Genomic DNA, 26,364 nt, shown 5'->3' on the forward strand with positions numbered 1-26,364 from the left:
TGACAAACAAATGCAACAAAACAATCTTTATTTTCACCATTAAAACAAATGGATCATTGTTTTTGGTAAAAAAGCGCGTTTACACTCAGCCACTATTCACAAAATGCTGGGCCATCCAACCCAGGCACATGCCGTGTAGAGGCCATCTCCTATGTCGCAGAGCGACCCGCTAAAAGAGCAGATCATTGCTCAGTTCGATGCTATGTCTGCGCAGCTTCAACAGGCAGCTCGCTACATGCTTGAGCACCCCGAAGAGGTCGCATTGGTTTCCATGCGAGAATTGGCACGCCATGCAGCGGTGCAGCCCGCGACCATGACTCGGCTGGCCAAGGTCTTAGGGTTTCAAGGCTACAATGATATTCGTGCCTGCTACGCTGAAACGTTACGCAGGAAAGGCGACGGTTTTGCCTCCAAGGTGCGCCAACAACCCACAGCAGCCACTGAAGCGACGGAAAGCGATATTGCCTATCAGATGCTGCACGGGTTAAGCGCTCAACTTACCGCGCTATGTGTACCCGAGACCCTAAAATGCCTAACCGCCATGGCCGATAGGTTAGCGGCGGCTAACAAAGTGTATGTGCTGGGGTTACGTTCCAGCCATGTCGTTGCATGGCATTTTCATTACGTCATGTCACTGCTAGGCGAGCGCTCAGTCCACCTTGATGGCCCAGCCGGCACGGGTGGCGATGCGCTAATGCGTGCCAAACCTGATGCGGTGGTGCTTATCGTCTCCATCAAACCGTATACCGTGGATTCACTAGCACTGGCGCAATTAGCAAAAGATAAGGGTCTGGCGATTCTGTCGATCACCGATAGCGAGGTATCACCGCTGGCGGGTATTTCAGAGCAGTCTATTTTTTGCCCGACAGAGAGCTATAGCTTCTTTCATACCTTAACCCCTGCCTTAGCCATTTCAGAGGTACTCTGCACGTTACTTGCCGAACGCAACCGTCAAAGCGCGCTGGACGCTTTGCAGCAAGCAGACGACCACCACCTACAGCTTAAAACCTACTCGAATACACTGCCTCAGCGGGAGTAAGGAAAAGTAATAAGCAGCTTGTTCAGGTATTACCCTCCAAATATATGCTGCAGATCCGGTATATTCTCTTCCTCTTCGACCATGGTGAGAGAGGCTTCGATGGCTTTTAAGTGACGGCCCATAAAGGCTTTGGCGCGTTCACCATCGCCTGTTTCCAGATAGCCGATTAGATCATCGTGGTCATGGGATTCGCAGCCTAAGTGGCCGCGATGGCCATAGACGGCAAGAATCAAGGAAGAGCGCGAGCAAAGGCGCTCGACAAACTCCGCCAGAGTGGCGTTACCTGAAAGCTGCGCTAAACGCACGTGAAAATCGGCTGATAGCCTAATGGCCACGCTTTGTTGGCCGCTACGTAGCGCCTGGCGCTCCTGATGAGCCATTTCGTGCAGTTCTGCTGCTTCCTTTTCACCCATGCGCCGCGCTACATCGGGCATTAAGCCGCACTCAATTAATTGGCGGGCATCGAAAACGTCTTTGGCTTCGTCGGCGGTGGGTCGAGTGACACTAGCACCACGGCGCGGCGTTAGGGTCACTAGCTGCTCTAGCGCTAAGCGCTGCAAGATTTTACGAATACCGGTACGGCTAATACCAAACACCTCTGCCAGCGCATCTTCGCGCAGCCGTGCGCCGGGCTTTAAGCGTTGCTCCACAATCGCATCGCTGATGGACCGATAAATCGCCTCATGGCGCTCGTCGCCCTCTTTGCTACTTTTAGTGTCTTTAACGGGAGCACGCCGCTTTACCGGCGCCTGCGTATCACTCATAGCTAGCCTCTCTGATCATTCCTCCCAAGCCGCAATGATATCGCGCTCTTCGTCACTCATGTTGGTCATATTGCCCAATGGCATATATTGACTGGCGACAACCTGCTGAATCTGCGCCTTTTGACCCAGAATTGCATCCCAGCTATCGAAGGCAAACCCTGCGGGCGGGGCGGAGAAACCGGCATGCTCAGGGCTGCGCGCGTGACACTGAACGCAGTGCTGCTCGATCAAACCGGTGATTTGCGCCTGGTCTGGTGGCCCTTCCGCGCCTGCGTTACCACTAGGCGACGAAGCACTCGGTGCGGCCACCCAAAATGCTAACAGAATCAGCCCTACCCCAAAGGCGGGATACGCTGGTTGGGTTTTGCCGGCATGCATCAAGACAAAGAACTGGCGGATCAGGGCGCCAGCCAAGATAAACAGCACCATCACCACCCAGGCAAGCTCATGGGAGTAGATAAATGAGTAGTGATTACTCACCATCAGCAAAACGACCGGCAGCGTGAAGTAGGTGTTGTGCACCGAGCGCTGCTTGCCGCGTTTGCCATCCAGCGGGTTGGGCGCATCACCGGCTTTCATGGCTTTCACCATGCGGCGCTGCCCGGGGATAATCCAGAAGAAGACATTCGCTGACATCGCCGTCGCCATCACGGCACCGGTGAGCAGGAAGGCGGCGCGGCCAGTGAACATTTGCGTGCTTAGGTAGGCCACCACGATCATCATTACGGCAACCGCGATGCTAAGCAGCCCATCGCGATCCATATTGGGGCTAATACGCTTACACAGCTCGTTGTAAACCACCCAGCCGCCCAGCAAAAAGGCCAGCGCCAGAACATTGGCCTGCCAGCCGGTGAGATTGGCGGCCCACTGCCAGGGGCTGTTGGGGTTTACCAGATAGAAGCCTGGATTAACCATATAGAGAATTACAAACAGCGCAAAGCCAGAAAGCCAGGTGGTGTAGGCTTTCCAGAACGACCAGTGCAGATCATTAGGTAGCTTGGCAGGCGCCGTGGCGTATTTTTGATTGTGGTAAAAACCACCGCCATGCACCGACCACATTTCGCCAAACACGCCCTTCTCGCGATCTTCCGCTGCCTTTGGCGAGCGCAGGCTATTATCCAGCATGACAAAATAGATCGACTCACCGATCCAGGCGATAGCTGCAATCACATGCAGCCAGCGCAGCAGCAAGTTAACAAAATCAATAATATATGCTTGCATGCCTGATCCTCTTAGCTACCGCGGTAAGTTGAGTAGCCATAGGGCGAGAGCAGCAACGGTACATGGTAATGCTGGCTGGCATCAGCGACGCCAAAGCGCAGCGGGATAACGTCTAAAAAGCGCGGCTCGGCTGCTTCAACGCCCTGGGCACGCAGGTAGTCGCCGGCATGGAACACCAGCTCGTACTCCCCTACTGTGAGCGCATCCCCTTCCAGAATAGGTGCGTCACAACGGCCATCGCTGTTGGTGGTCACAGTAGTGAGATGCTGGCGGTCACTACCGGCAAGACGAAACACCTCAATGGTAATGCCATGACCGGGCTGTCCTTTGGCGGTATCCAGTACGTGGGTGGTTAAGCGACCCATAGCCACTCCTTATTTTATAACGTTGTTTGGTTATCTTGACCTATCGGTCAAAGAGTACCGTTACTGCTATTTGTTGTATACAGTAATCCTATTCCCGTTCGTTTTGGAGAATCTTCAGTGCCTACTTCTACTTCATTAGTGCTTTCACCCGCGCCGAGCCAGTGCAGTCTTGAAATGCTGACCCACCACTATGGCGATGTTTATGAGCACTCGCCTTGGGTGGCAGAAGCGGCTTGGCGACATGGCCTGGCTGAAACCCATGACGCGCCCGAGGCACTCGCCGCACTGATGGGCCTTATGTTGCAGCAGGCGAGCAGTGAACAGCAAATTAAGGTAATCCAAGCACACCCTGACTTGGCAGGCAAAGCCGCTATGGCAGGTGAATTAACCCAGGATTCGACAAGCGAACAGGCAGGCGCCGGGCTCGATCAGTGTAGCCCCGAGCAATTTTCGCGCTTTGAGACTCTTAACGCGGCGTATAAGGAGAAGTTTGGTTTTCCCTTTGTGATTGCTGTTAAAGGGCTAGACCGGCATGGAATTTTAGCCGCTTTTGAGGAGCGCCTTAACAACGACCTAGCAACGGAGCGGCAAACGGCCATTGAGCAAATTATCCGCATTGCGCGCTTTCGGTTAATAGATCGAGCTTCAAAGGCGTAAATTTACTATTTTTTGTATACAAAAAAACTGCGCCTTTAAAAGACGCAGCGTTTTATAGCGACGTTCTAACTTATGCTCATAAGCTAGTGCAGGCTAGCTAAGCAAGTTAGTACGTTATTGCTTAGCTTTGGCTACCGCGTCCTTGGTAGCTTCTTCTGCTTGCTTCTGGCTGTCTTCAGCAAAACTTTGGCTGATAGAGGTCACTTTTTCGCTATCACCCTTCACGCGTTCCATGAAATCACTCGCCGTTTTCTGCTGGCTTTCTATGGCTTTCTTGAAACTGTCGGCATCTTTTACATCAAGCCAAGTACGCGCTTGTGAGATAGCCATATCCGAATAGGCACGGGCAGCATCCATTTGGGCGCTGAACAGCTGATCGTAGTAATCAAGCGCGGTCAGCGTGTACGAACGCATGGGTGATACAAAAACAGACTCAAACTGTTGCTTGGTTTTTTCGGTAGTCGTTTTATCAGTATTGTTACTCATCAGAATATCTCCAGGTGTGAGCTAGCACATAACTCGCCTTCAGTAGGCGGTCTTTAGCCAGGCTTTTGCCTCTGCTGTCCTTAAAGCTAGCAGTGCTTTTTGTGCAGTGCAACATGATTTTTATGATCATGCTGCGACTGCTCACTTACCGGGAGGGGTTAACGCTATTATGTGCTCGCTACTAGCGGTTACCGAACAAGTGCTTACGCGCTTGCTCATCCATTTCCACGCCCGCCTGTGGATTTACTTCTTCTACCAAAGCATAGGCGCGCCGTACCGCCGGGCGCGCTTTAACCATGTCAAACCAACGCTCCAAGTCCGGAAACTCTTCTAACGTCTGACGCTGTTTTTCCCATGGTACGATCCACGGATAGATCGCCATATCGGCAATCGAGTAGTCATCGCCGCCCACATAGGTGTGTTGCGCTAGGCGCTGATCCAGCACGCTGTAAAGCCGGTTGGTTTCGCGCACGTAGCGTTCAATCGCGTACTCAATTTTGTGCGGTGCATAGTGGCAAAAGTGGTGGTTCTGCCCGGCCATGGGGCCTAAGCCGCCCATTTGCCAGTGAAGCCACTGCAGCACGATATAGCGTTCGCGCCCTGCTGGAGGCAGAAAGAGGCCGCTCTTATCGGCGAGATACTCTAGGATTGCGCCCGACTCAAACATCGAGAGCGACTGACCGCCGTCCTGTGGAGCGTGATCCACAATGGCAGGAATACGGTTATTGGGAGCGATGGTAAGAAATTCAGGGTCAAACTGCTCACCTCGGCCAATGTTAATCGGCTTCACTCGGTACGCCAGTTTGGCTTCCTCGAGCATAATGGAGATTTTATGGCCGTTAGGGGTTGTCCAGTAATACAGGTCAATCATTGCCATCTCCTTAAAAAAGCGTGGATTCACTCTCCAACGAGCGTATCGACGCTTTCTAGTTACTTACAGCGTTATACATCGCGAACGGTGAGCGCCTTACCTGCCACACCATTGTGTGCACCCAGCATGCGCTGGAACCATTCATTGACCGGATCATCAGGCGCGACAAGCTCCTGAGTCGATACCACGTACGCCCACATCATACTCCCAAACAGCAGGTAATCTGCGCCACTAGGTGCGTCGCCGTCTAAAAATGCGCTGTCCCGCAACATATCTCGAACCGGCGCTAATGCCTGCTTAAGTTGCTGTTTACCTTGATCCGGCTGATGGAACTCTTCCAGCGTGCAACCGAAACGTGCCTCACGGGTTTTGCGGAAATAGTCTTGGTCGTCAGGATGCACGGCAGCGAATAAATCCATGGCGATAATACGGAATAGCGCCGGGTTTATGCTGCGCTCAACGCTATATTTGAACAACAGCGCTCGCTGATAGCTGGCCCCTTCGCCCAATACCGGCGCCTCGGGATATGCTTCATCCAAATAGCGCATGATATCGAGGCTATCGGTGACGACGCGGTCTCCATCGCAAAGCACCGGCACCTTATCGTAGTCGGCAAACTCCAGCGTTTGTTTGTCTTTGAACCGCCATGCCACTGAGGTGAATTCCAGACCTTTATGGGCAAGCACCATACGCACACGCCAGCAGTATGGTGAGAATCGTAGCCGTTCATCCCGGCCGCATAGATCGTAAAATTTTAGAGCCATTCTGACTGCCTTCTGGTTGAAAAATTGAGGATATAAATGTGGCTAAATTGATGGATCAAAAAGAATTAGGAGATTAGTGCGTTAACATTGCTCGTGCGTACAGCGTAGCCAAACAATGAGCTTAAGAAACTAACGGCGCAAGAGCCGCCTCTAGACACTGTCTATTAGTCTAATAGCTTGCTCCGTCACTTAGCCTACCTTAATATCTAATAAATAATTAAAAACAAACACTTAAGCTATAAAAACTAGTTTCTAAAAGCTCCCCAAGCCAATATTCAACTGGTAAGACCAATTTTCCAATGTAGTCATATTGTTAGCCTAAACGTATCTTTCACCTACACCCGACTGGCGGCACAACTGCCAGTCGGTTATTGCGGAGCATACCGAACTAATAACAAGGGCAGTTCCTTCCATGAATGAAACGATACTTGCACTTCTGGCCTTTTTGCCGCTGTTGATGGCCGGTATTTTACTCATCGGGTTTAAAATACCGGCCAAGATAGCGATGCCTCTCGTCTTTCTAACGGCCGCCATCATTGGCTTAACCGCTTGGGATATGTCGTTTAGCCGCGTAGCGGCCTCGACTATTCAAGGTTTGATCCAGACCGCCGGTCTTCTATGGATCATCTTTGGCGCCATCCTGCTGCTTAACACGCTTAAGCATTCCGGTGGCATTACCGCTATTCGTAACGGTTTTTCAGGCATCAGCCCTGACCGTCGCGTGCAGGCGTTGATTGTGGCGTGGCTATTCGGCTGCTTTATCGAAGGCGCCTCTGGCTTCGGTACACCAGCTGCTGTTGCAGCACCACTGATGGTGGCCCTTGGCTTCCCCGCGCTTGCGGCAGTGGTTGTGGGTATGATGATCCAATCCACGCCGGTCTCCTTCGGTGCTGTGGGTACGCCTATTGTGGTCGGCGTCGGTAGCGGCGTGGATCGCGCCGGCATTACCGCTCAGCTTGACTCGGTAGGCTCCAGCTGGGACGTGTTCTTCCAGCTAATAACCAGTGAAGTGGCAATCACTCACGGCATCGTGGGTATCCTGATGCCGCTGATTCTGGTGACCGTAATGGTGCGCTTCTTTGGTGCCAATAAGTCGTGGAAAGAGGGTCTGTCAATTACCCCCTTCGCCATCTTTACCGGTATCTGCTTCGTAGTGCCCTACATGCTGGTCGGCGTACTGCTGGGCCCTGAATTCCCATCAATGATCGGCGCCATGGTAGGCTTGGCGATTGTTGTTCCAGCGGCCAAACGTGGCTTCCTGTTGCCGAAAGATACCTGGGATTTCCCCGAGTCCTCTGCTTGGCCAGACGAGTGGATCGGCAACCTGCAAATCAAGCTTGATGACGTTGTCGGTAAGGCGCCGATGTCGACCTTTAAAGGCTGGCTACCCTACGTGCTGCTCGCCCTGTTTTTGGTGGCCTCTCGTACCATCGAGCCCCTCAAAGCAGCGCTTACCTCGATTAATCTGAGCTGGACCAATATTCTTGGCGAGGCGGGTGTCAGCGGTGGTGTCCAGCCGCTCTATCTGCCGGGCGGTATCATTCTGGCCGTGGTCATCGTGACTTACTTCCTGCACCGCATGAACCCGCAGAAAATCAGTGCGGCGGTGTCTGAATCAACTAAAACGATTTTTGGCGCGGGCTTCGTACTGATCTTTACCGTGCCGATGGTACGCATATTGATCAACTCTGGCGTTAACGGCGCTGACCTTGTCTCTATGCCGGTAATGATGGCCCAGGCGGTGGCCGATAATGTAGGCGGCATCTATCCCTTCTTTGCACCCGCCGTTGGGGCAATGGGCGCCTTTATCGCAGGCTCAAACGCGGTGTCTAACCTGATGCTGGCGGAGTTCCAGTTCAGTGTTGCTCAGACCCTGGGCCTTTCCACAGCCATGATGGTAGCGCTGCAGGCAGTGGGGGCAGCGGCGGGTAATATGATCGCCATCCATAACGTGGTCGCCGCATCGGCAACGGTCGGGTTGCTAGGCCGTGAAGGCGCTACAATCCGTAAGACGATCCTGCCCACCATCTACTACCTCATCTTTGCAGGTATCATCGCCCTGATTGCGTTCTACGTAATTGGCGTCACGGATCCATTGATGTAACCGTAAAACTCACTAGCGAGTACGCAAACGCAAACCCCCAGGCTTAGCCTGGGGGTTTGTGGTTTTAGCTCGACGTTAAAGCCCTGCTTATTGATTGTTTAACACGTTAGCCGATGCGCTTTAGCTCTTGGCTGTGGAGCTTGCCTCGCTCTACGTAGCTTTGGGCGTTCTGCTTCAAACCCGCCACCACTTCCTCTGAAAGCTCCCTCACCACACGCGCAGGCGAGCCAACGATCAGCGAATTGGGCGGAAACACCGCCCCTTCTTTAATAAAAGCACCCGCGCCCACCAGGCTATTTTCGCCGATTACCGCACCATTGAGCACTACCGCCTGGATGCCGATTAAGCAGCCATCGCCAACGGTACAGCCATGCAGCATGGCCTGATGGCCTACTGTGACGCCTTTGCCGATCTTGAGAGGAAAACCGGGATCGGCATGGAGCACCGCGCCGTCTTGAATATTGCTCTCTTCACCAATTTCCAAGTGATCGGTATCACCGCGCAGCACGGCTTGATACCACACGCTTGAGCGTGCTTTTAACGTTACCTGGCCGATAACATCCGCGGTTTCCGCGATATAAACATCGTCATGGATGTCGGGCTGATGCTCGCCGTATTGATAAATCGCCACGTTAATCTCCTGGGTTGTTGTTGGTGCTTACTATATTAATGATTGAACTATCGCCACTCTTCAAGACGCATGGAAGAGCGCTCCAATCGCTCATTCTCATCATCCATGTCGCGCAGCAGTTGGCTGATACTGGAAAGGTGCTCCAACGCCACCTGTTTTGCCTGCGCGGCTTCGCCGCGGATCACTGCATCGTGTAACTGCTCATGCTGGTGATTGATCATTGCTTGAGGCGTAGGCAAGTGGTAAAGGTGTTTGACTGACGCAAACACCGAACTAAGCAGCAAATCGGTTAGGCTCTGCAGCGTATGCACTAATACTGGATTGTGGGACGCTTGCGACACCGCCAGATGAAAGGCGTGATCAAGCCTGGCAAGTCGCTCAACATCAATCGCTTCTGCGCTCTGCGCGTAATCGGCCATTTCACGGTAGCGCCGAGTGATCAGCACATGATCAGCGGAGGTGCCACGGCTGGCAGCCAACCAGGCCGACTCCCCTTCCAGCAAAGCGCGCACCTCTAACAGATCAAACAGCGTACGCGGATGGTCTTTAAACAGGTGCATCAACGGGCTTTGATCGCCCACTGGTAGAAGCGTGGCCACCGTCGAGCCGTGGCCCTGGCGGGTATCAATAATGCCCTTGCTGCGCAAAATGCGCAGCCCTTCACGCAGCGAAGCGCGGGAGACACCCAGCCGTTCGCATAGCCGCCGCTCCGAAGGAAGCAACTGGCCGGGGCGAAAAACGCCATCGAGTATCAGGCGCTCAAGCCGGGTGGCCACGTGTTCAGGCATTCGCTGCCCGGGTGACAACGCTTGGTTCGCCGATGGCATGTGAACTCTCCTACGAAACTGTTTGAACAGCTTGCCAGGACTCAACGAAGAAGGCATCCATGTTAATGACAGGGTCGACCAATTACTGGTCAGACCAATGCACCACAGTCTAGACAGACGCACAAAAAAAGCCCAAATTGAGCCCATGCTGTGCGAAGGATAGACATACAAACCGTTTTAGCATTTACCTTTAATGATAATAAGCCTGGGGTGTCGTGATGAATATCCTCTTTGATGAGCGCCTGGACGGTGAGCTAGTTCGGCGCGATAAAAGCGAGGTCTTAGCCGACCTGCAGCAAGCCGTGCCGGAGATGACGCTGCTGCACCGCGAAGAAGACCTGCGCCCCTTCGAGTGCGATGGGCTGGCGGCCTATCGCGTGCTACCCATGCTGGTGGCACTGCCTGAGACCCTTGACCAGGTGAAAGAGCTGCTTATACGCTGCCATGCGCTAAGTGTACCGGTGGTCACCCGCGGCGCGGGTACCGGCCTTTCCGGCGGTGCGCTGCCGCTGGAACAGGGCGTGCTTTTAGTGATGTCGCGCTTTAACCAAATTCTCAAAGTCGACCCTGATGCCCGCCTGGCGCGGGTGCAGCCCGGCGTGCGCAATCTGGCGATTTCTGAAGCCGCGGCGCCTTATGGGCTTTACTACGCGCCGGATCCTTCATCGCAAATTGCCTGCTCAATCGGCGGCAACGTGGCTGAAAACGCGGGCGGCGTGCACTGCTTAAAATATGGCTTGACGGTGCATAACGTGATGCGTGTGGACGTTCTCACCATTGAGGGCGAGGCCATGACGCTGGGCGCTGAATCCCTCGACGCCCCCGGCTTTGACTTACTGGCGCTAATGAACGGCTCCGAAGGCATGCTCGGGGTGGTCACCGAAATCACCGTCAAGCTGCTGCCCAAGCCGGAAACCGCCAAAGTGCTGATGGCGAGCTTCGACGATGTCGAAAAAGCCGGGCGCGCCGTCGGCGATATTATTGCCGCGGGCATTATTCCCGGTGGCCTAGAGATGATGGATAAACTGGCGATTAAAGCCGCCGAGGATTTTGTTAAAGCCGGCTATCCGCTGGATGCCGAAGCCATTCTGCTCTGCGAGCTGGATGGCGTCGAAGCCGACGTAGACGACGACTGCGATACCGTGCGCGGGGTGCTGGAAAAAGCCGGGGCGACCAATATTCAGCAGGCGCGCGACGAAGCCGAGCGGGCCAAGTTCTGGGCGGGTCGCAAGAACGCCTTCCCGGCGGTGGGTCGTATGTCCCCGGACTACTACTGTATGGATGGCACCATTCCACGCCGCGAACTCCCGCGTGTGCTAAAAGGCATTGCCGCACTTTCCGAACAGAGCGGCTTGGCGGTCGCCAACGTATTCCACGCCGGCGATGGCAATATGCACCCGCTGATTCTGTTTGATGCCAATCAAGAGGGCCAGCTGGCGCTTGCCGAAGAGGTGGGCGGCAAGATTCTTGAGCTGTGCGTAGCGGCGGGCGGCTCAATCACCGGCGAGCATGGCGTGGGTCGCGAAAAGATCAACCAAATGTGCAGCCAGTTCCAGCCGGATGAAATTAGCGTTTTTCACGCCTTGAAAGCCGCTTTTGATCCACAGCGACTGCTTAACCCAGGTAAGAATATTCCCACCCTGGCGCGCTGTGCGGAATTTGGCGCCATGCATGTGCATAACAACGAGTTACCGCATCCGGAGCTGCCACGCTTCTGATGCCATAAGGAACCACCATGACCGAACTAGCGATACACGCTGCCGACCAAGATATCGCCGAACAGCTGTGCGAACAGGTTCGCAGCGCCTACGCCGAGCGTACACCGCTGCGTATTGTAGGAGGAGACACGCGCGCCTTTTATGGCCGTCCGGTGGAAGGCCAAGCGCTAAATTTAGCGGCCCATAGCGGCATTGTGTCTTACGATCCCGTGGAGCTGGTTGTCACCGTGCGCGCCGGTACGCGGCTAAGCTCGCTCCACGCCGCGCTGGCGGAAAACCACCAGATGCTGGCCTTCGAGCCGCCTATATTTGGCAAAGCCTCTACCATTGGTGGCGCGGTCGCCACGGGCCTTTCCGGGCCACGCCGCCCCTGGGCGGGGGCCGCGCGTGATTTTGTACTGGGCACGCGGGTGATCACCCAAGAGGGCAAGCTGCTGCGCTTTGGTGGTGAAGTGATGAAAAACGTCGCCGGTTACGACCTTTCGCGTTTAATGGCAGGCGCCCAGGGCACCCTCGGCGTGCTAACCGATATCTCGTTTAAAGTGCTGCCTATTCCCACTGCCACGCACAGTTTACGCCTGTCCCTTAACCTAGCCGACGCGCTTAAAAAACTCGCCGAGCTGGGCCGTCAGCCGCTGCCGATTACCGCTGCGGCCTGGCATAACGACGAGCTATTTCTGCGCTTAGAGGGGGGCACAAGCTCGGTCAGCGCGACCCAAGCACGCCTGGGTGGCGAGCCGCTTGACGCCAGCTTCTGGACCTCGCTGCGCGATCATAGCCACGCGTTCTTTCAGCTTAACGATGGCCAAGCCCTGTGGCGGCTATCGCTGCCGCCACACACCGCGCCACTGAAGCTGGATATCCCTGAAACGGATATCTTCTATGACTGGGCCGGCTGTCAGAGATGGCTAAAAACCTCCCTAGACGCCAGTACGTTGCGCGCTGCCTGTACAGCGGCAGGCGGCCATGCCACCTGCTACACGTCGCACGCTCAGGGCGGCGCCGTCGAGCCTTTCACACCGCTCAATAAGGTAGTGGAAAAATATCACCGTAACCTGAAGGCGGAGCTGGATGCCCATGGCATTTTTAATCCCGGTCGTCTTTATGCGGCGTTTTAATCAGGAGAGCTGACATGCAGACGCACTTTACCGATGCCGGTCGTCAGAAGCCGCATATCCAGGAAGCAGAACGCATCTTGCGTACCTGTGTGCACTGTGGCTTTTGTAATGCTACCTGCCCTACTTATCAACTGTTAGGCGATGAGCGCGATGGCCCCCGCGGGCGCATCTATTTAATGAAGGAGCTGCTCGAGAGCCAAGACGATGACGACCAAGTCACCGATGAGACTCGCCTGCACCTTGATCGCTGTTTAACCTGCCTGAACTGCGAAACCACCTGCCCTTCCGGCGTGGAGTACCATAAGCTGCTTAACATTGGCCGTGCCGAAATTGAGCGCCGTGTTCCCCGCCCAGCGGCTGAGCGTGCCCAGCGCTATGCGCTGCGCAAGATGATGGTCGACCCCAAGCGCTTTCAGGCGCTGCTAAAGCTGGGGCAAACCTTTAGGCCGCTGGTACCCGCCAAGCTGCGCAATAAAATGCCCGCAGACCCGGTGGATGCTGGCGCGCGCCCTGATGCCCACAAGCATGCTCGCCAGGTTCTAATCCTGGAGGGCTGTGTACAGCCGGGGCTTTCGCCCAATACCAATGCGGCCACCGCGCGGATTCTTGACCGGCTCGGCATCAGCATCACGCCGGTCGCTGAAGCGGGCTGCTGTGGCGCCGTTGACTTCCACCTCAACGCCCAAGACGATGGACGAGCGCGCATGCGTGCCAATATCGATGCTTGGTGGCCGTACATCGAACAAGGCACCGAAGCCATTGTACAAACCGCTAGCGGCTGCGGTGCGTTTGTTAAAGAGTATGGTTATATGCTCAAGGATGACCCTGATTACGCGGCTAAAGCGCAAAAGGTTAGCTCCTTGGCTAAAGATATCGTCGAAATCCTGCGCGATGAACCCTTAGAGGCACTGAACGTGAAAGAGTCGAAGCGGTTGGCGTTCCACTGCCCTTGCACGTTGCAGCATGCACAAAAGCTTAACGGCGCGGTGGAAGGCGTACTGGGCAAGCTCGGTTTTGCGTTAACCCCAGTGCAGGATGCTCATCTCTGCTGTGGTTCGGCGGGCACCTACTCAATCACTCAGCCTGAACTTGCCACTCAGTTGCGCGACCATAAAATGAACGCGCTTGAGGCCGGACAGCCGGACGTTATTGTCACCGCCAATATCGGCTGTCAAACGCACCTGGCAGGCGCCAATCGCACCCCGGTACGTCACTGGGTGGAAATCGTCGATGCGGCGCTCACGTAGCGTTTTTCGCTAACACTTAGCATTCATAACCTCTGGTCGCGCTGCTATGCTGGGCGCGGCAACTTCACTCCCTACCATTAATAGGATTTAAGCATGCAAAAAAAAGCCATTCTCGCTCAAGCCGATGTCATTAACGTATTAGACGCAGCGCAAAAAGAAGCTGATAGCAATAGCTGGCCGGTGACTATCGCGGTAACTGACGATGGCGGTCACCTACTCGGTTTGCGTCGCCTAGACGGCGCTGCCCCTTTCAGCGCTGAAGTCGCGACCCAAAAAGCGCGCAGTGCTGCGCTAGGCCGCAAAGAGACCCAAGTGTTTGAAGAGATGATTAACGGTGGCCGCACCGCGTTTATTTCTGCGCCCCTGCAAGGCCTTCTTTCTGGCGGCGTCCCGATTACGGTTGATGGCCATGTGGTCGGTGCCGTCGGCATTTCCGGCGTCAAACCCGACCAGGATGTGCAAGTCGCCAAAGCAGGCGTTAGCGCTATCGGCTAATGCTAGCGTGCGGCCTACGGGCTGCACGCAATAAAAAAGCCCGGATCAATGATCCGGGCTTTTTTTTGAATTCGTTCGGCTAATGCCGCTAACAATATAAATGCTTAATGGCGGACCGGACGAGACTCGAACTCGCGACCTCCGGCGTGACAGGCCGGCATTCTAACCGACTGAACTACCGGTCCACGTAAAAGCACTTCAACAACAACCATCAGGATAACATTTATAAACGGTTCAGAGGCGCTTAAAAAGGTTAGGCGATGGTGGGTGGTACTGGGTTCGAACCAGTGACCCCCAGCTTGTAAGGCTGGTGCTCTCCCAACTGAGCTAACCACCCGATCTATTAGCAACTGCCTATTAACAACCGTCTATTAGCACTTGCCAATCTAGCTTAACTGTTATCGTGGCGGACCGGACGAGACTCGAACTCGCGACCTCCGGCGTGACAGGCCGGCATTCTAACCAACTGAACTACCGGTCCGCATAGCGATAACACTTTTTAAAGCTAGCACTACTAAGCAGATACTGAATTGATGATGGCGGACCGGACGAGACTCGAACTCGCGACCTCCGGCGTGACAGGCCGGCATTCTAACCAACTGAACTACCGGTCCGCTATGCACATCAAATCTTAATCTAACTTTTACTTCACGTTTCCAAACCATTTTTTAAAAATGGTGGGTGGTACTGGGTTCGAACCAGTGACCCCCAGCTTGTAAGGCTGGTGCTCTCCCAACTGAGCTAACCACCCGCTGGTCACGTGGCGCTGCATTCTACAGAAGGTTTGTTTAATGTCAACACGCTACGTTTAAAACGGTGATTTAAACCAGCGCGTTGCTCTCTTCCGTTAAGCCTTGGCTGTGAGCGCGGACGAAGGATGCCGCAACCTGGGTGGCTTCGTCAATCAAAACCGTTTGGGTTAGCCCAGAAGAGCGCCGCGGCTTGAAATCGTGATCGCCATCTTTTAACCAAGCAAGCTGCGCATTAGCGGGCAACGTATAGCCTGCGACCTCTTCCCGCGTGCCGAATGGATCTCGCTCGCCCTGCAGAATCAGCAGCGGGCATTCAATCGCTGGCCAGTGCTCTAAGCGAAGTTTTTCAGGCGCTTTAGTAGGATGAAACGGGTAACCGGCCACAATAACGCCGGGACACTTTTGCTGGCTGGCTAACAGTGTTGCTACGCGGCCGCCCATCGATTTCCCACCCACCCATAGCGGTGCGGCTAACAGGCCACTGAGGAGCGAGTACCACTCGGCAAACTGGCCAAGGGTTTGGGCAATGGGTGGCGGTGGCCGTCGCTTCCCGGTTTCCTGTATCTGCTGCATGTAGGGGAAATCAATACACGCAACCTGGATACCCCGGCCAGTCAAAGAGGTGACAAATTGACGCATGTAAAGTGACTGCTGCCCGGCACCTGCGCCGTGAGCAAACAGCAGGCGACCTATTTTGGCTTCACCATAGAGCGCCAGCGGGCCCATGCCTTGCACCAGGAAGCTACTGTTTGGGCGGTCTTCAAGAGCCCTTTTTAACCCCTCGGGCGTTACTGAGAGATAGCCAGAAAAAGCGTAATATGACACGCACCACTCCTAATAATTCAGCGATTAATCTATTGGCATGTTCAGCTTAAGCCTCGGCTGCGCTAGAATCCTGGTCGGATCTTGACCTGCATCATCAAGCGGGTGGTCGCACCCGTGCAAAATGCTAATGCAAAATGCAATGGGTTACCCCCTAACCGCGTTCGATGGGAATATGACATGAACACAGCATTTGAACACCCGACCTACAACTACAAAGTAGTTCGGCAGTTCGCGATTATGACCGTTGTGTGGGGCATTGTGGGAATGACCATCGGTGTCATCCTTGCCTCGCAACTGGTTTGGCCGCAACTGAACCTTGGCTTACCTTGGACTAGCTTCGGGCGTCTGCGTCCGTTACACACGAACGCCGTTATTTTCGCCTTTGGCGGTTCGGCGCTTATTGCCACGTCGTACTACGTTGTTCAGCGCACCTGTCAGACACGGCTTTTCTCTGACAAGTTGGCGGCTTTTACGTTCTGGGGCTGGCAAGCAGTCATTATCTCAGCAGTCGTGACGCTACCTATGGGTCACACCACGACCAAAGAGTACGCTGAGCTGGAGTGGCCGATTAATATTTTGCTCGCGGTCGTATGGATCAGCTATGCCGTCGTCTTCCTAATGACGATTAAAAAGCGCACCACGTCTCATATTTATGTGGCGAACTGGTTCTATGCCGCGTTTATTTTGACCATTGCGGTGCTGCACATCGTTAATAACGCGGCGATCCCCGTTACCCCGATGTACTCTATCTCGGTTTACGCCGGAGCCGTGGATGCCATGGTGCAGTGGTGGTACGGCCATAACGCGGTGGGTTTCCTCTTGACCGCTGGCTTCCTAGGCATGATGTACTACTTTGTGCCGAAACAGGCTGAACGCCCGATCTACTCGTACCGTCTCTCCATCGTCCACTTCTGGGCGTTAATCATGATCTACATGTGGGTCGGCCCGCACCACCTGCACTACACGGCTCTGCCCGACTGGGTACAGTCTTTGGGTATGATCATGTCAATCATCCTACTGGCTCCCTCCTGGGGCGGCATGATCAACGGCATGATGACCCTGTCAGGCGCTTGGCATAAGCTGCGGACAGACCCTACATTGCGCTTCTTAGTGGTTGCCCTGTCTTTCTACGGCATGTCCACCTTTGAAGGCCCGATGATGGCGATCAAAACCGTGAATGCGCTCTCCCACTACACCGACTGGACCATTGGCCACGTTCACGCTGGTGCACTTGGCTGGGTAGCGATGATTACGATTGGCTCGTTGTACCATATGATCCCGCGTGTTTTCGGGCGTACTGAAATGCACTCTGTCAGCCTAATCGCCGTGCATTTCTGGCTGGCGACGATCGGCACCGTGCTTTACATCGCCTCCATGTGGGTGAACGGTATTATGCAAGGCTTGATGTGGCGGGCGATTAACCCTGATGGCACCTTGATGTACACCTTCATTGAATCCGTTGAAGCCAGCGCACCGGGCTACTTTGTTCGCTTAATCGGCGGCCTCTTCTGGGTCACCGGCATGCTGATCATGGCGTTCAATGTGTACATGACCGTTAAGCGTCGTGAGGCCATCAGCCATTCAGCACCACAAGCTGCCTAAACCGGGGAAGTTGAGACCAATGAAACACGAGATTGTCGAAAAAAACGTTGGCCTACTTGCCATATTGATCCTTGTCGTGATCAGTTTCGGCGGCTTGGCTCAGATCGTTCCACTTTTCTTCCAAAAGAAGATCACCGAGCCGGTTGATGGCTTGGAGCCACTGTCTGCGCTGGAGCTGGAAGGCCGCGGTATCTATCGCCGTGAAGGCTGCGTGGGCTGCCACTCGCAGATGGTGCGCCCGTTCCGCGCTGAAACCGAACGCTACGGCCACTATAACGTGGCCGGGGAGCTGGTCTATGAGCACAACTTCCTGTGGGGTTCCAAGCGTACTGGGCCGGACCTTGCCCGCGTCGGTGGCCGTTATAGCGACGACTGGCATCGTGCTCACCTCTACAACCCCCGCGATGTAGTGCCCGAGTCAATCATGCCGGCTTACCCCTGGCTGTTTGAAAACACCCTCGATGGTGACGCCACGCCTGACAAGATGCGCACGTTGCGTCAATTAGGTGTGCCGTATACCGACGAAGATATCGCCAACGCCACTGCAGACGTACGCGGCACCCAGGAAATCACCGCCCTGGTCGCCTATCTACAGCAGCTCGGAACCGTACTCGAAGGCACTCGTTAAGTTATGGACATGGGAACATTTAGCGGACTCATCACGCTGCTCTTGATTATCGCTTTTATCGGCATCGCCCTCTGGGCGTACTCCAAGCGACGCAAGCCAGACTTCGACGAAGCAGCTAATTTGCCCTTTGCCGACGACGATGAGCAACCGACCAGTGACAAGCATGCATCGCTCGAAGGCGATAGCGCAGCGCGTTCCCACGACGACAGGGGAGATAAAAAACTATGAATAATTTATGGGGTGACTCCTTATCCAGCTTCTGGAGCACCTGGATCATTGTCATCACGCTGGGCACCATCGCGCTAACCGTTTGGATATTATTTGCCAACCGTCGCACCGATAAAACGCCGGACGCTGAAGGTAATGTAGAAACCACTGGCCACGCCGCCGATGGCATCGAAGAGTACGACAACCCACTACCTCGCTGGTGGTTCCAGTTGTTTGTCTTAACGGTTGTCTTCTCACTGGGTTATCTAGTCTTGTACCCTGGTCTTGGTAACTACGCTGGCGTGCTTGGCTGGACCCAAGAGGGCCAGTGGGAAGAGGAAGTCGCCGATGCCGAAGAGCGTTTTACACCGATTTTTGCCCGCTATCAGGAAGTGCCTATTCCTGAGCTTGCCGATGATCCTGAGGCGATGTTGGTCGCAGAACGTATTTATCAAAACAACTGCGCAGTGTGCCACGGCTCCAATGCCCAGGGCGGCTACGGCTTTCCCAATCTGACCGACGACGACTGGTTATATGGTGGAGAGCCAGACAATATCCTAACCACCCTAAACAATGGCCGTAACGGCCTGATGCCGTCTTGGCAACAGTTAGGTGCTAACAATATTGAAAACCTCACTCAGTACGTATTGTCATTGTCTGAGCTAGAACATGACGAAGCACCTGCAGAACAGGGCGAAAGCACCTTTATGGCCGTTTGTGCCGCGTGTCATGGCCCTAGCGGTACAGGCAACATGGCCCTTGGTGCACCTAACCTGACTAACGATACCTGGCTCTACCTGGCGCCGGGTCAAGAAGTGGGTGACTCTATACGGCAAACCTTGCGCAATGGCCGGAACGGCCATATGCCTGCGCAAGCGGCCTATATTGGTGAAGAGCGTGTTCACCTGGTCGCCGCCTACGTGTATAGCCTGCGCTTAGCAGACTGAGGTAGCGCTGACAAATAGCGATAAACGTCAGCAGCGCTAGATAAGCAAGGGTGCGGCCTCAAACCGCACCCTTTCTTTATGCGCAACCCGATACAATGTTGGCCAAGCACCTAATTTTTTCTCAGCATCTAAATTGACCCAGCGTCTAAATGGATTAAGCACCCAGGTGCAACCTCTCCTGCCTTCGGAGCCGGGAATACCGCCATGGAAAAGATACCAAGCCAAGACATCACACCTAACCCAGTGGAACATCACACCCCACCGCAAGATGCCGTTAAGCAAGACATGTATGCTAAACGGCGTCATATCTATGTACGTGAAATTAAAGGTGTTTTCCAGAAGCTACGGCGCAGCGCCAACTGGGCGTTAATGCTGGCATTTTTTCTCTTACCGTGGATTAACATCGGTGGTCGGCCGTTAATTCTATTCGACCTGCCTAATCGTGAATTCCATATTTTTAGCGCCACGTTCTACCCCCAGGAGTTCATCCTGCTATCGTGGCTGCTGATTATCTGCGCCTTTGGGCTGTTTTTTATTACCGTTTTTGCTGGCCGGGTATGGTGTGGCTATACCTGCCCGCAAAGCGTTTGGACTTTCCTGTTTATCTGGCTTGAACACCGTATCGAAGGCTCGCGCAACCGGCGTATCAAGCAGGACAAACAACCCATGACAGCTACTAAAGCCTGGCGCAAAGGTGCTAAGCATACCGCCTGGCTGCTGATTGCTCTCGCCACCGGCATCGCCTTCGTGGGCTATTTCACGCCGATTCGTGATTTAGTGATAGAGCTACCCACCTTTGAAGCCCATGGCTGGTCCTACTTTTGGGTTGGTTTTTTCCTGGTATTTACCTACCTGAACGCAGGCTGGTTACGCGAACAAGTGTGCATCTATATGTGCCCCTATGCCCGCTTTCAGTCCGTCATGTTTGACCGCGACACGCTGATTGTCTCTTACGATGAGTCCCGCGGTGAACCCCGCGGCCATCGCCCAAAAGGGCTTAGCCACTTAGAGGCCCGCGAGGCTGGCTACGGCGACTGTATCGACTGCGACCTGTGTGTGCAGGTCTGCCCCACCGGTATTGATATCCGTGACGGCCTGCAGGTCGAATGCATCTCCTGCGCGGCCTGTATCGATGCCTGCGATAGCATCATGGACAAGATGGGTTACCCGAGAGGGCTGGTACGCTATACAACTGAAAATGCACTGGAGGGAAAAAAGAGTCATATTATGCGCCCACGCTTGCTAGGCTACTTTGCCGCGCTGGTGTTGATGATGGGCACGTTTGCCTGGGCTATAAACGTCCGTATGCCGCTTGGTTTTGAGGCCGAGCGAGAACGCACCCAACTCTATCAAACGACCCGCGATGGACGTATTAGCAACGTTTATAGTTTGACGGTGCGCAACCTGGATGATCAAGACCATACCTATCGGCTCAACGTATCAGGCCTAGCAGGATTAACCCTAGACCATGAGACCATTAACGTTCCAGCCGGTGAGTCACGCCTACAAGTGGTCACCGCCACTGTTGATGCCGAGGCAATTCAACAGCCCAGCCACACTATTGTATTTTTATTACAAGCTCAGCAAGACGAGCGCATTCATCTGGAACGCGAAACTAGCTTTCTGGGCGACATTAGGAGATAACGACGATGTCATCCCCCTTACCCTCTAGTGATAAGGTAACCCCATGGTATAAGCAGTTTTGGCCATGGTTTTTAATCGGCTTGCTATCCTCTTCCATCATTGTCAGTACTAGTTTTGCGATTATGTCGGTCAAGAGTTTCGATGGCATGGTTGTCCAGGAAGATTATTACGAGCACGGCAAAGCCATTAACAGGGTCTTTGCCAAGCAAGAGCGCGCGCGCGAATTGAACCTAAGCGCGGATCTGCGCCTTGATCCGCTCACCAGCGATATTGTGGTTGATTTAGCTGGCGATACGCGCCCGGACACCCTTTATTTAGACTTCATCTTCCCCACCGAAGATGATCGCGATCACTCCTTTGTGCTTGAGCACGTCCGCGATGGCCGTTATATCACCCAAGGTCCCGACAACCTACGCTACCGCTGGTATATACAGCTTCAGCCTGCGCAACAGGACGATGACTGGCGGTTGATTGGAGAGGCCACCTTTCCAGACGAAGATAGCGTTGCGTTACTACCGGGAGGGCATAAAGAGAGCGAATGAGCAACACGGTGCCTGCCTCTGACTGCTATCACTGCGGTAACCCGGTGCCCACTGCGGCCCCCTGGACGATTACCCTGGATGAACACACCCACCCACTTTGCTGCCCCGGCTGCGAAGCGGTGGCCCATGCAATCGTCGGTGGCGGGCTCGAGAGCTACTACCGCTACCGTACCGAACTTCCCGAACGCCCGGATGAGCGCCAGGCCGCCAAGGCGGACACCTGGGCAGTGTTTGACGACCCCGGCTTACAGTCCCAATTTGTGCATCCCGATGGCGATGAGGGCAACGTAAAAGCCACTTTCGCCATTGAGGGCATCACCTGTGCCGCTTGCGCCTGGCTGATTGAGCATCGTTTGAATGCGCTGAATGGGATTACCTCCAGCGCGGTGAATTTAACCCACCACCGCCTGCGTGTGAGCTGGGACCCTAAGCAGCTAAAACTCTCTCAACTGCTGGCCGAGCTGGCGGCGATTGGCTACGACGCCCAGCCCTACGAGCCGGACCAAGCTCAAACGCGCATGCAACAGGAAGAGCGCATGAACGTGCGTCGGCTGATTATTGCTGCCGTTGGCATGATGCAGGTGATGATGTTCTCGATCCCTATTTATGTCTCCGGCCCTGGCGAAATCAGCGACGACTTCTACGCGCTGTTTCACTGGCTCTCGCTAGCCTTAGCGACGCCGGTGGTGTTTTTCTCTGCCCAGCCGTTCTTCCGCAACGCCTGGCGCGACCTGCGCACAGGCATACTGGGCATGGATGTACCGGTATCGCTGGCGATTGGCGGCGCCTACCTAGCTAGCAGCTATGTGGTGCTGCTTGGCGAAGGCGAGGTCTATTTCGACTCGGTTGCCATGTTTACCTTTTTTTTGCTGTTTGGGCGCTACGTGGAAGGCCGCGCCCGGCGCCGCAGCGGCCATAGCGGCAATGCGCTCAGCGGCGTGCTGCCCATTTCGGCCACGCGGCTGGAAAAGGATGGCAGCGAACGCATCTTGCCCGCCAGCGAACTCGCCGCAGGCGAGCGCATAGTGATCAAGCCCGGTCACGGCGTGCCCGCCGATGGCATTATCGAGGAAGGCGAGTCGAGCCTGGACGAATCGATGCTGACCGGTGAATATCTACCCGTGACTCGCCGGGTGGGCGACACGATTACTGGCGGCAGCCAGAACATGGAGAACCCGCTGGTCGTTCGGGTGACCCGCGCCGGCCACGATGCCCGAGTAGCGGGCATTGTCGACCTTACCGACCGCGCCTTTGCCAGCCGCCCACGGCTTGCCCAGATGGCGGCGCGCATGGCTCATTTATTTGTGCTGCGCCTGCTCGTGGTCACAGCTTGCGTCACCATCGCCTGGTGGTTTATCGACCCCTCGCGAATGCTGTGGGTGCTGCTTTCGGTACTGGTGGTGACCTGCCCCTGCGCCCTGGCGCTAGCCACCCCTGCGGCCCTGACAGCAGGCCACGGCCAGTTGCGCAAGCGCGGCGTTTTGATTACCCGCGCCGACGCCATGGAGACGCTCTCCAACGTTACCCGAGTAATCTTTGATAAAACCGGCACCTTGACCCGCGGCGAAATGCAGCTTACCCAAACCAACCCGGTCGGCGAGTTAACCCGCGAGCGTGCCCAGGCAATTGCCGCTGCCCTTGAGGCCCACTCGGAGCACCCTATTGCCCGCGCCTTTCAGCCGTTCCGCGATGCCACGCTACATGCCAAAGATATCCGCAGCCACACAGGGAAAGGGCTAGAAGGCACCTTAAATGGCACCCGCTGGCGGCTGGGCAAGCCTGACTTTGCAATGGATGACGCCACCCACGAGCCCGCCACGGCGCCTGCCAAGGGCCAGTGGCTGCTGCTCAGCGAAGACGGCGCGCCCCGCGCCTGGTTTGGTCTGCATGACGGCGTTCGCGATGATGCTGCCGCCACGATCAAAGCGCTGCAGGATAAAGGCCTAAACGTGGAGCTGCTCTCTGGGGATACCCAGGATGCCGTAGAAAGCTTGGCCAATCAGCTCAACATTGCCACCTGGCACGCGGGCGCCAGTCCGGAGGGTAAACTCGTCCGGATGAAAGAACTTCAAGCTGCCGGCGAAACAGTGGTGATGATTGGTGACGGCATCAACGACGTGCCGGTGTTGGCCGGCGCCGATGTGGCGATTGCCATGAATGGTGCGACGGATCTCGCCCGCACCCGTGCCGACGCGGTACTGCTCAGCCCACGCCTGATGCGGATTTTTGAGGCCATCGAGATTTCCCGCGCGACACGGCGTATCATGCGCCAGAATATGATTTGGTCAGTGTGCTACAACGTTTCAGCGCTGCCATTGGCCGCCATGGGCTTGGTGCCGCCTTGGCTAGCCGCTATCGGCATGTCGCTTAGCTCATTAGTCGTGGTCGGTAACGCCCTACGGCTATCACGCTGGCGGCCTCAGCCCGCGCCAGTGCCCGGCGCTTCAAAACCGGTGACCGCATGACGATTATCTATCTACTCATACCACTTTCACTGATTTTACTCGGCTTCGCTGTCTGGGCATTTTTCTGGGCGGTGAAAAATGACCAGTTCGACGACCTGGAAGGCCCCGCGCACCGCATTCTGTTCGATGACGATGAAAACGACCTCACCCCCGAACAGCGCCGTCAGCGTCAGCAAGCCACGCAAAAACCGGCTACGCCACCAGATGCAGACACACCCGACGACTCAGAACCTCGGCCATGAATCCGACCGGGCTTGATCTGCCACCGCTATTAGCGGCGTTTGTGTTTGGCTTGATGGGAGGCGCCCACTGTATCGGCATGTGCGGCGGCATTATGAGCGCGCTCACCTTTGCGGTCCCCCCCAGCATGCGCCATCCTGTGCGTATGGGTGGCCTACTGCTCAGCTATAACGCAGGGCGCATTATCAGCTACATGAGCGCAGGCGCCCTGGTGGCATTGCTCGGCACACTGTTTTCTCTCTCGGCTACTGCACGTCTACTGCTTCAAGTATTTGCCGCGCTGATGCTGATCCTCATGGCGCTGTATATCGCCAACTGGTGGAAGGGGCTGCTCAAAGTGGAAGCCGTGGGTCGCCGCCTATGGCGCTTTATCGAGCCTGTGGGACGGCGCTTAATGCCCGTGGTGCATATCCCCCAGGCCTTCGCGCTGGGTGCCGTGTGGGGTTGGCTGCCCTGCGGGCTGGTCTACTCCATGCTGGCCTGGAGCCTGGCGATTGCCGACCCGCTGCAGGGCGCGCTACTTATGGGCGCCTTTGGGCTGGGCACCCTGCCGGCGCTGCTTGCCACGGGCCTCGCTGCTCGCCAGCTCAGTCATTTAATTCGTCACCCGGCGACGCGCAGCGTGGCGGCGCTAACGATTATCGCGTTTGCACTGTGGCAGCTCTGGACACTTACGGCACACAACCTCTAATAGCATGACATGGCTCAATCTTTACGCTTTCGCCATGGGTTAGGCTAGCGGCATTACCTCACGTCGGAGCGCCCCTTCATGCCCGTTCATGCCCCTGCGGTTTCACCTCTTGCCTCGTCTGTGGCGGCAGCGCCCGTGCAGCCGGTGTGGGATGAAGCCCTGCTGCGCCGCTACGACACCAGCGGACCACGCTACACGTCTTACCCCACGGCGCTGTCGTTTCATGACCAATTCACCTCCAGCGATCTGACCCAGGCGCTAGAGCGTAGCAATGCCAGCCAGCGTTCGCTGTCGCTGTACGTTCACGTGCCTTTTTGTCGCAAGATCTGTTTCTACTGCGCGTGTAATAAAATCGCCACCAAGAACACCGCCCTGACCGAGCCCTACTTATCCCGGCTCGACCGTGAAATGGTACTGACCGCACGCCACTTGGATACCTCACGACCGGTGGAGCAGTTGCACTGGGGTGGCGGTACGCCGACCTTTCTTAGCTTGAATCAGATGGGCGACCTGATTGATCGCTTGGATGCCCGTTTTGGCCTTTCGTCCTCTGCTGATCGCGATTACGCGATTGAAATAGATCCCCGGGAAGCAGATGTATTTACCCTGCGCCACCTGCAGTCGCTAGGCTTTAACCGCATTAGCCTGGGCGTGCAGGATTTAAGCCCGCTGGTGCAGAAAGCGATTAACCGCATTCAGCCGCGGGTACTTACCGAAACGCTGATGGAGGAGGCGCACCGCCTGGGCTTTCGCTCGCTTAACCTCGACTTAATTTACGGTTTACCGTTTCAGACAGAAAAGAGCTTTGCGAATACCCTCCGCCAGGTGATTGAGCTAAACCCAGCGCGTCTTTCGGTATTTAACTACGCCCATATGCCCGAGCGCTTTGCTCCGCAGCGACGTATTAATGTCGATGATTTGCCGGGCGGTGAAGAGAAGCTGGCAATTCTACGCACCACCATCGAGATGCTCACCGCAGCAGGCTATGTGCATATCGGCATGGATCACTTTGCCCGGCCTGACGATAGCCTGGCCATTGCCCAGCGCGACGGCTCGCTACAGCGCAACTTCCAAGGCTACTCCAGCCACGCCCAGTGCGATTTAATCGGGCTTGGCGTGTCGGCGATTTCGCGCATTGATGACGTCTATGCGCAGAATCCTAGCGACCTGGCCCGCTACGAAGCGGCGCTGGATCAGGGCCAGCTTGCCACCGTGCGTGGCGTGCAATTGAGTGATGACGATCTAATCAGGCGGGATGTGATTGAACGGCTGATGTGCGATATGGGCATTGACCTAGCCGCCGTTAGCCAACGCTGGAACATTGATGCCCCCCGCTACTTTGCGCCAGCGCTTGAGCTCCTGCAGGACGCCGAGCAGGATGGCCTCCTGACCAGTAGCGGTGACCAGCTTAACGCCACACCGATGGGACGACTGCTGATTCGACATATCGCCATGGCGTTTGATGCCCATCTTTCTGGGCAAGCGGTACAACGATACTCTAAGATTGTTTAATA

At 55.4% G+C, this 26,364-nt stretch carries 26 protein-coding genes and 5 tRNA genes; 17 read left to right on the plus strand and 14 right to left on the minus strand.

The features are described 5' to 3' along the window. Positions 1–151: 151 nt before the first annotated feature. Entirely contained in the window at positions 152–1,039 is an 888-nt protein-coding gene (locus ACQE2I_RS13820) for a MurR/RpiR family transcriptional regulator (RefSeq protein WP_427028635.1), read from the plus strand. Positions 1,040–1,068: 29 nt separating this feature from the next. Here the strand turns inward: ACQE2I_RS13820 and ACQE2I_RS13825 are convergent, their stop codons facing one another. The 3 genes from ACQE2I_RS13825 to uraH are packed head-to-tail and all read right to left on the minus strand — an operon-like array spanning position 1,069 to position 3,389. Beyond that, positions 1,069–1,803 carry a GntR family transcriptional regulator gene (locus ACQE2I_RS13825; RefSeq protein WP_427028636.1) on the minus strand — a complete coding sequence of 245 codons (735 nt, stop codon included), beginning with the start codon at positions 1,801–1,803 and terminating at the stop codon, positions 1,069–1,071. Positions 1,804–1,818: 15 nt separating this feature from the next. Then, positions 1,819–3,024 carry a urate hydroxylase PuuD gene (locus ACQE2I_RS13830; RefSeq protein WP_427028637.1) on the minus strand — a complete coding sequence of 402 codons (1,206 nt, stop codon included), beginning with the start codon at positions 3,022–3,024 and terminating at the stop codon, positions 1,819–1,821. Positions 3,025–3,035: 11 nt separating this feature from the next. Beyond that, positions 3,036–3,389 carry a hydroxyisourate hydrolase gene (gene uraH, locus ACQE2I_RS13835; protein ID WP_427028638.1) on the minus strand — a complete coding sequence of 118 codons (354 nt, stop codon included), beginning with the start codon at positions 3,387–3,389 and terminating at the stop codon, positions 3,036–3,038. 117 nt (positions 3,390–3,506) lie between these two features. Here uraH and uraD point away from each other — a divergent pair, with 117 nt between their 5' ends. Next, entirely contained in the window at positions 3,507–4,046 is a 540-nt protein-coding gene (gene uraD / locus ACQE2I_RS13840) for a 2-oxo-4-hydroxy-4-carboxy-5-ureidoimidazoline decarboxylase (RefSeq protein WP_427028639.1), read from the plus strand. A 114-nt stretch (positions 4,047–4,160) separates the two neighbouring features. Here the strand turns inward: uraD and ACQE2I_RS13845 are convergent, their stop codons facing one another. From ACQE2I_RS13845 to ACQE2I_RS13855, 3 genes are all read right to left on the minus strand, one after another. After that, positions 4,161–4,532: a phasin family protein gene (locus ACQE2I_RS13845; protein WP_427028640.1), complete on the minus strand. Its 372-nt coding sequence runs from the start codon at positions 4,530–4,532 to the stop codon at positions 4,161–4,163. Positions 4,533–4,713: 181 nt separating this feature from the next. After that, positions 4,714–5,403, minus strand: a complete 690-nt coding sequence (locus tag ACQE2I_RS13850; RefSeq protein ID WP_427028641.1) for a glutathione binding-like protein — start codon at positions 5,401–5,403, stop codon at positions 4,714–4,716. A 71-nt stretch (positions 5,404–5,474) separates the two neighbouring features. Next, positions 5,475–6,167, minus strand: coding sequence for a glutathione S-transferase N-terminal domain-containing protein (locus ACQE2I_RS13855; protein ID WP_427028642.1), 693 nt, complete (start codon positions 6,165–6,167; stop codon positions 5,475–5,477). A 412-nt stretch (positions 6,168–6,579) separates the two neighbouring features. Between ACQE2I_RS13855 and ACQE2I_RS13860 the strand changes: the two genes are divergently transcribed. Further along, a complete protein-coding gene (locus ACQE2I_RS13860) occupies positions 6,580–8,271 on the plus strand; it encodes an L-lactate permease (protein WP_427028643.1) in 1,692 nt (563 codons plus the stop codon). A 106-nt stretch (positions 8,272–8,377) separates the two neighbouring features. On the opposite strand, the gene ACQE2I_RS13865 is transcribed toward ACQE2I_RS13860, so the two are convergent. Then, entirely contained in the window at positions 8,378–8,902 is a 525-nt protein-coding gene (locus ACQE2I_RS13865) for a gamma carbonic anhydrase family protein (RefSeq protein WP_427028644.1), read from the minus strand. 47 nt (positions 8,903–8,949) lie between these two features. Further along, positions 8,950–9,729, minus strand: a complete 780-nt coding sequence (gene glcC, locus ACQE2I_RS13870) for a transcriptional regulator GlcC (RefSeq protein WP_427028645.1) — start codon at positions 9,727–9,729, stop codon at positions 8,950–8,952. A gap of 218 nt (positions 9,730–9,947) precedes the next feature. Between glcC and glcD the strand changes: the two genes are divergently transcribed. The 4 genes from glcD to ACQE2I_RS13890 all read left to right on the plus strand — a co-directional run bounded on the left by glcD (position 9,948) and on the right by ACQE2I_RS13890 (position 14,307). Continuing rightward, positions 9,948–11,447, plus strand: a complete 1,500-nt coding sequence (glcD, locus tag ACQE2I_RS13875) for a glycolate oxidase subunit GlcD (protein ID WP_427028646.1) — start codon at positions 9,948–9,950, stop codon at positions 11,445–11,447. A gap of 17 nt (positions 11,448–11,464) precedes the next feature. Continuing rightward, positions 11,465–12,565: a glycolate oxidase subunit GlcE gene (gene glcE, locus ACQE2I_RS13880; RefSeq protein ID WP_427028647.1), complete on the plus strand. Its 1,101-nt coding sequence runs from the start codon at positions 11,465–11,467 to the stop codon at positions 12,563–12,565. A 14-nt stretch (positions 12,566–12,579) separates the two neighbouring features. Beyond that, on the plus strand, positions 12,580–13,812 hold the full coding sequence (glcF, locus tag ACQE2I_RS13885) for a glycolate oxidase subunit GlcF (protein ID WP_427028648.1): 1,233 nt from the start codon (positions 12,580–12,582) through the stop codon (positions 13,810–13,812). Between the two features lie 93 nt (positions 13,813–13,905). Beyond that, positions 13,906–14,307, plus strand: a complete 402-nt coding sequence (locus tag ACQE2I_RS13890) for a heme-binding protein (protein ID WP_427028649.1) — start codon at positions 13,906–13,908, stop codon at positions 14,305–14,307. A gap of 108 nt (positions 14,308–14,415) precedes the next feature. On the opposite strand, the gene ACQE2I_RS13895 is transcribed toward ACQE2I_RS13890, so the two are convergent. The 6 genes from ACQE2I_RS13895 to ACQE2I_RS13920 form a co-directional block, all read right to left on the minus strand. Beyond that, positions 14,416–14,492: transfer RNA gene (locus ACQE2I_RS13895), tRNA-Asp, on the minus strand. 76 nt (positions 14,493–14,568) lie between these two features. Next, positions 14,569–14,644: transfer RNA gene (locus ACQE2I_RS13900), tRNA-Val, on the minus strand. 67 nt (positions 14,645–14,711) lie between these two features. Then, positions 14,712–14,788 (minus strand) — tRNA-Asp (locus tag ACQE2I_RS13905). Positions 14,789–14,844: 56 nt separating this feature from the next. Continuing rightward, positions 14,845–14,921: transfer RNA gene (locus ACQE2I_RS13910), tRNA-Asp, on the minus strand. Between the two features lie 61 nt (positions 14,922–14,982). Beyond that, positions 14,983–15,058: transfer RNA gene (locus ACQE2I_RS13915), tRNA-Val, on the minus strand. Positions 15,059–15,128: 70 nt separating this feature from the next. Next, positions 15,129–15,884 (minus strand): alpha/beta fold hydrolase, encoded by a 756-nt coding sequence (locus ACQE2I_RS13920; protein ID WP_427028650.1) that lies wholly within the window; start codon positions 15,882–15,884, stop codon positions 15,129–15,131. 177 nt (positions 15,885–16,061) lie between these two features. On the opposite strand from ACQE2I_RS13920, the gene ccoN reads away from it, so the two are divergent. The 10 genes from ccoN (at position 16,062) to hemN (ending at position 26,362) form a co-directional block, all read left to right on the plus strand. Further along, positions 16,062–17,486, plus strand: coding sequence for a cytochrome-c oxidase, cbb3-type subunit I (gene ccoN / locus ACQE2I_RS13925; protein WP_427028651.1), 1,425 nt, complete (start codon positions 16,062–16,064; stop codon positions 17,484–17,486). A 19-nt stretch (positions 17,487–17,505) separates the two neighbouring features. Next, on the plus strand, positions 17,506–18,114 hold the full coding sequence (ccoO, locus tag ACQE2I_RS13930; RefSeq protein ID WP_427028652.1) for a cytochrome-c oxidase, cbb3-type subunit II: 609 nt from the start codon (positions 17,506–17,508) through the stop codon (positions 18,112–18,114). Positions 18,115–18,117: 3 nt separating this feature from the next. Continuing rightward, on the plus strand, positions 18,118–18,342 hold the full coding sequence (locus ACQE2I_RS13935) for a cbb3-type cytochrome oxidase subunit 3 (RefSeq protein ID WP_427028653.1): 225 nt from the start codon (positions 18,118–18,120) through the stop codon (positions 18,340–18,342). Further along, positions 18,339–19,268, plus strand: a complete 930-nt coding sequence (ccoP, locus tag ACQE2I_RS13940) for a cytochrome-c oxidase, cbb3-type subunit III (protein WP_427028654.1) — start codon at positions 18,339–18,341, stop codon at positions 19,266–19,268. The genes ACQE2I_RS13935 and ccoP overlap by 4 nt, the downstream gene beginning before the upstream one ends. A gap of 204 nt (positions 19,269–19,472) precedes the next feature. Next, the gene (gene ccoG / locus ACQE2I_RS13945; RefSeq protein WP_427028655.1) at positions 19,473–20,912 is read left to right on the plus strand and encodes a cytochrome c oxidase accessory protein CcoG; all 1,440 of its coding nucleotides are present in this window, start codon (positions 19,473–19,475) and stop codon (positions 20,910–20,912) included. Between the two features lie 5 nt (positions 20,913–20,917). Further along, complete coding sequence (locus ACQE2I_RS13950) at positions 20,918–21,454, plus strand: FixH family protein (RefSeq protein WP_427028656.1); 537 nt, start codon at positions 20,918–20,920, stop codon at positions 21,452–21,454. Beyond that, the gene (locus ACQE2I_RS13955) at positions 21,451–23,919 is read left to right on the plus strand and encodes a heavy metal translocating P-type ATPase (RefSeq protein WP_427028657.1); all 2,469 of its coding nucleotides are present in this window, start codon (positions 21,451–21,453) and stop codon (positions 23,917–23,919) included. Before ACQE2I_RS13950 ends, ACQE2I_RS13955 begins: the two co-directional genes overlap by 4 nt. Then, complete coding sequence (gene ccoS / locus ACQE2I_RS13960; RefSeq protein ID WP_427028658.1) at positions 23,916–24,161, plus strand: cbb3-type cytochrome oxidase assembly protein CcoS; 246 nt, start codon at positions 23,916–23,918, stop codon at positions 24,159–24,161. The genes ACQE2I_RS13955 and ccoS overlap by 4 nt, the downstream gene beginning before the upstream one ends. Beyond that, positions 24,158–24,850 carry a sulfite exporter TauE/SafE family protein gene (locus tag ACQE2I_RS13965; RefSeq protein ID WP_427028659.1) on the plus strand — a complete coding sequence of 231 codons (693 nt, stop codon included), beginning with the start codon at positions 24,158–24,160 and terminating at the stop codon, positions 24,848–24,850. The genes ccoS and ACQE2I_RS13965 overlap by 4 nt, the downstream gene beginning before the upstream one ends. Positions 24,851–24,928: 78 nt before the next feature. After that, the gene (gene hemN, locus ACQE2I_RS13970; protein WP_427028660.1) at positions 24,929–26,362 is read left to right on the plus strand and encodes an oxygen-independent coproporphyrinogen III oxidase; all 1,434 of its coding nucleotides are present in this window, start codon (positions 24,929–24,931) and stop codon (positions 26,360–26,362) included. Positions 26,363–26,364 lie beyond the last annotated feature (2 nt).

The organism is Halomonas sp. H2 (assembly GCF_050215315.1).
In the GTDB taxonomy this organism is placed as follows: domain Bacteria; phylum Pseudomonadota; class Gammaproteobacteria; order Pseudomonadales; family Halomonadaceae; genus Vreelandella.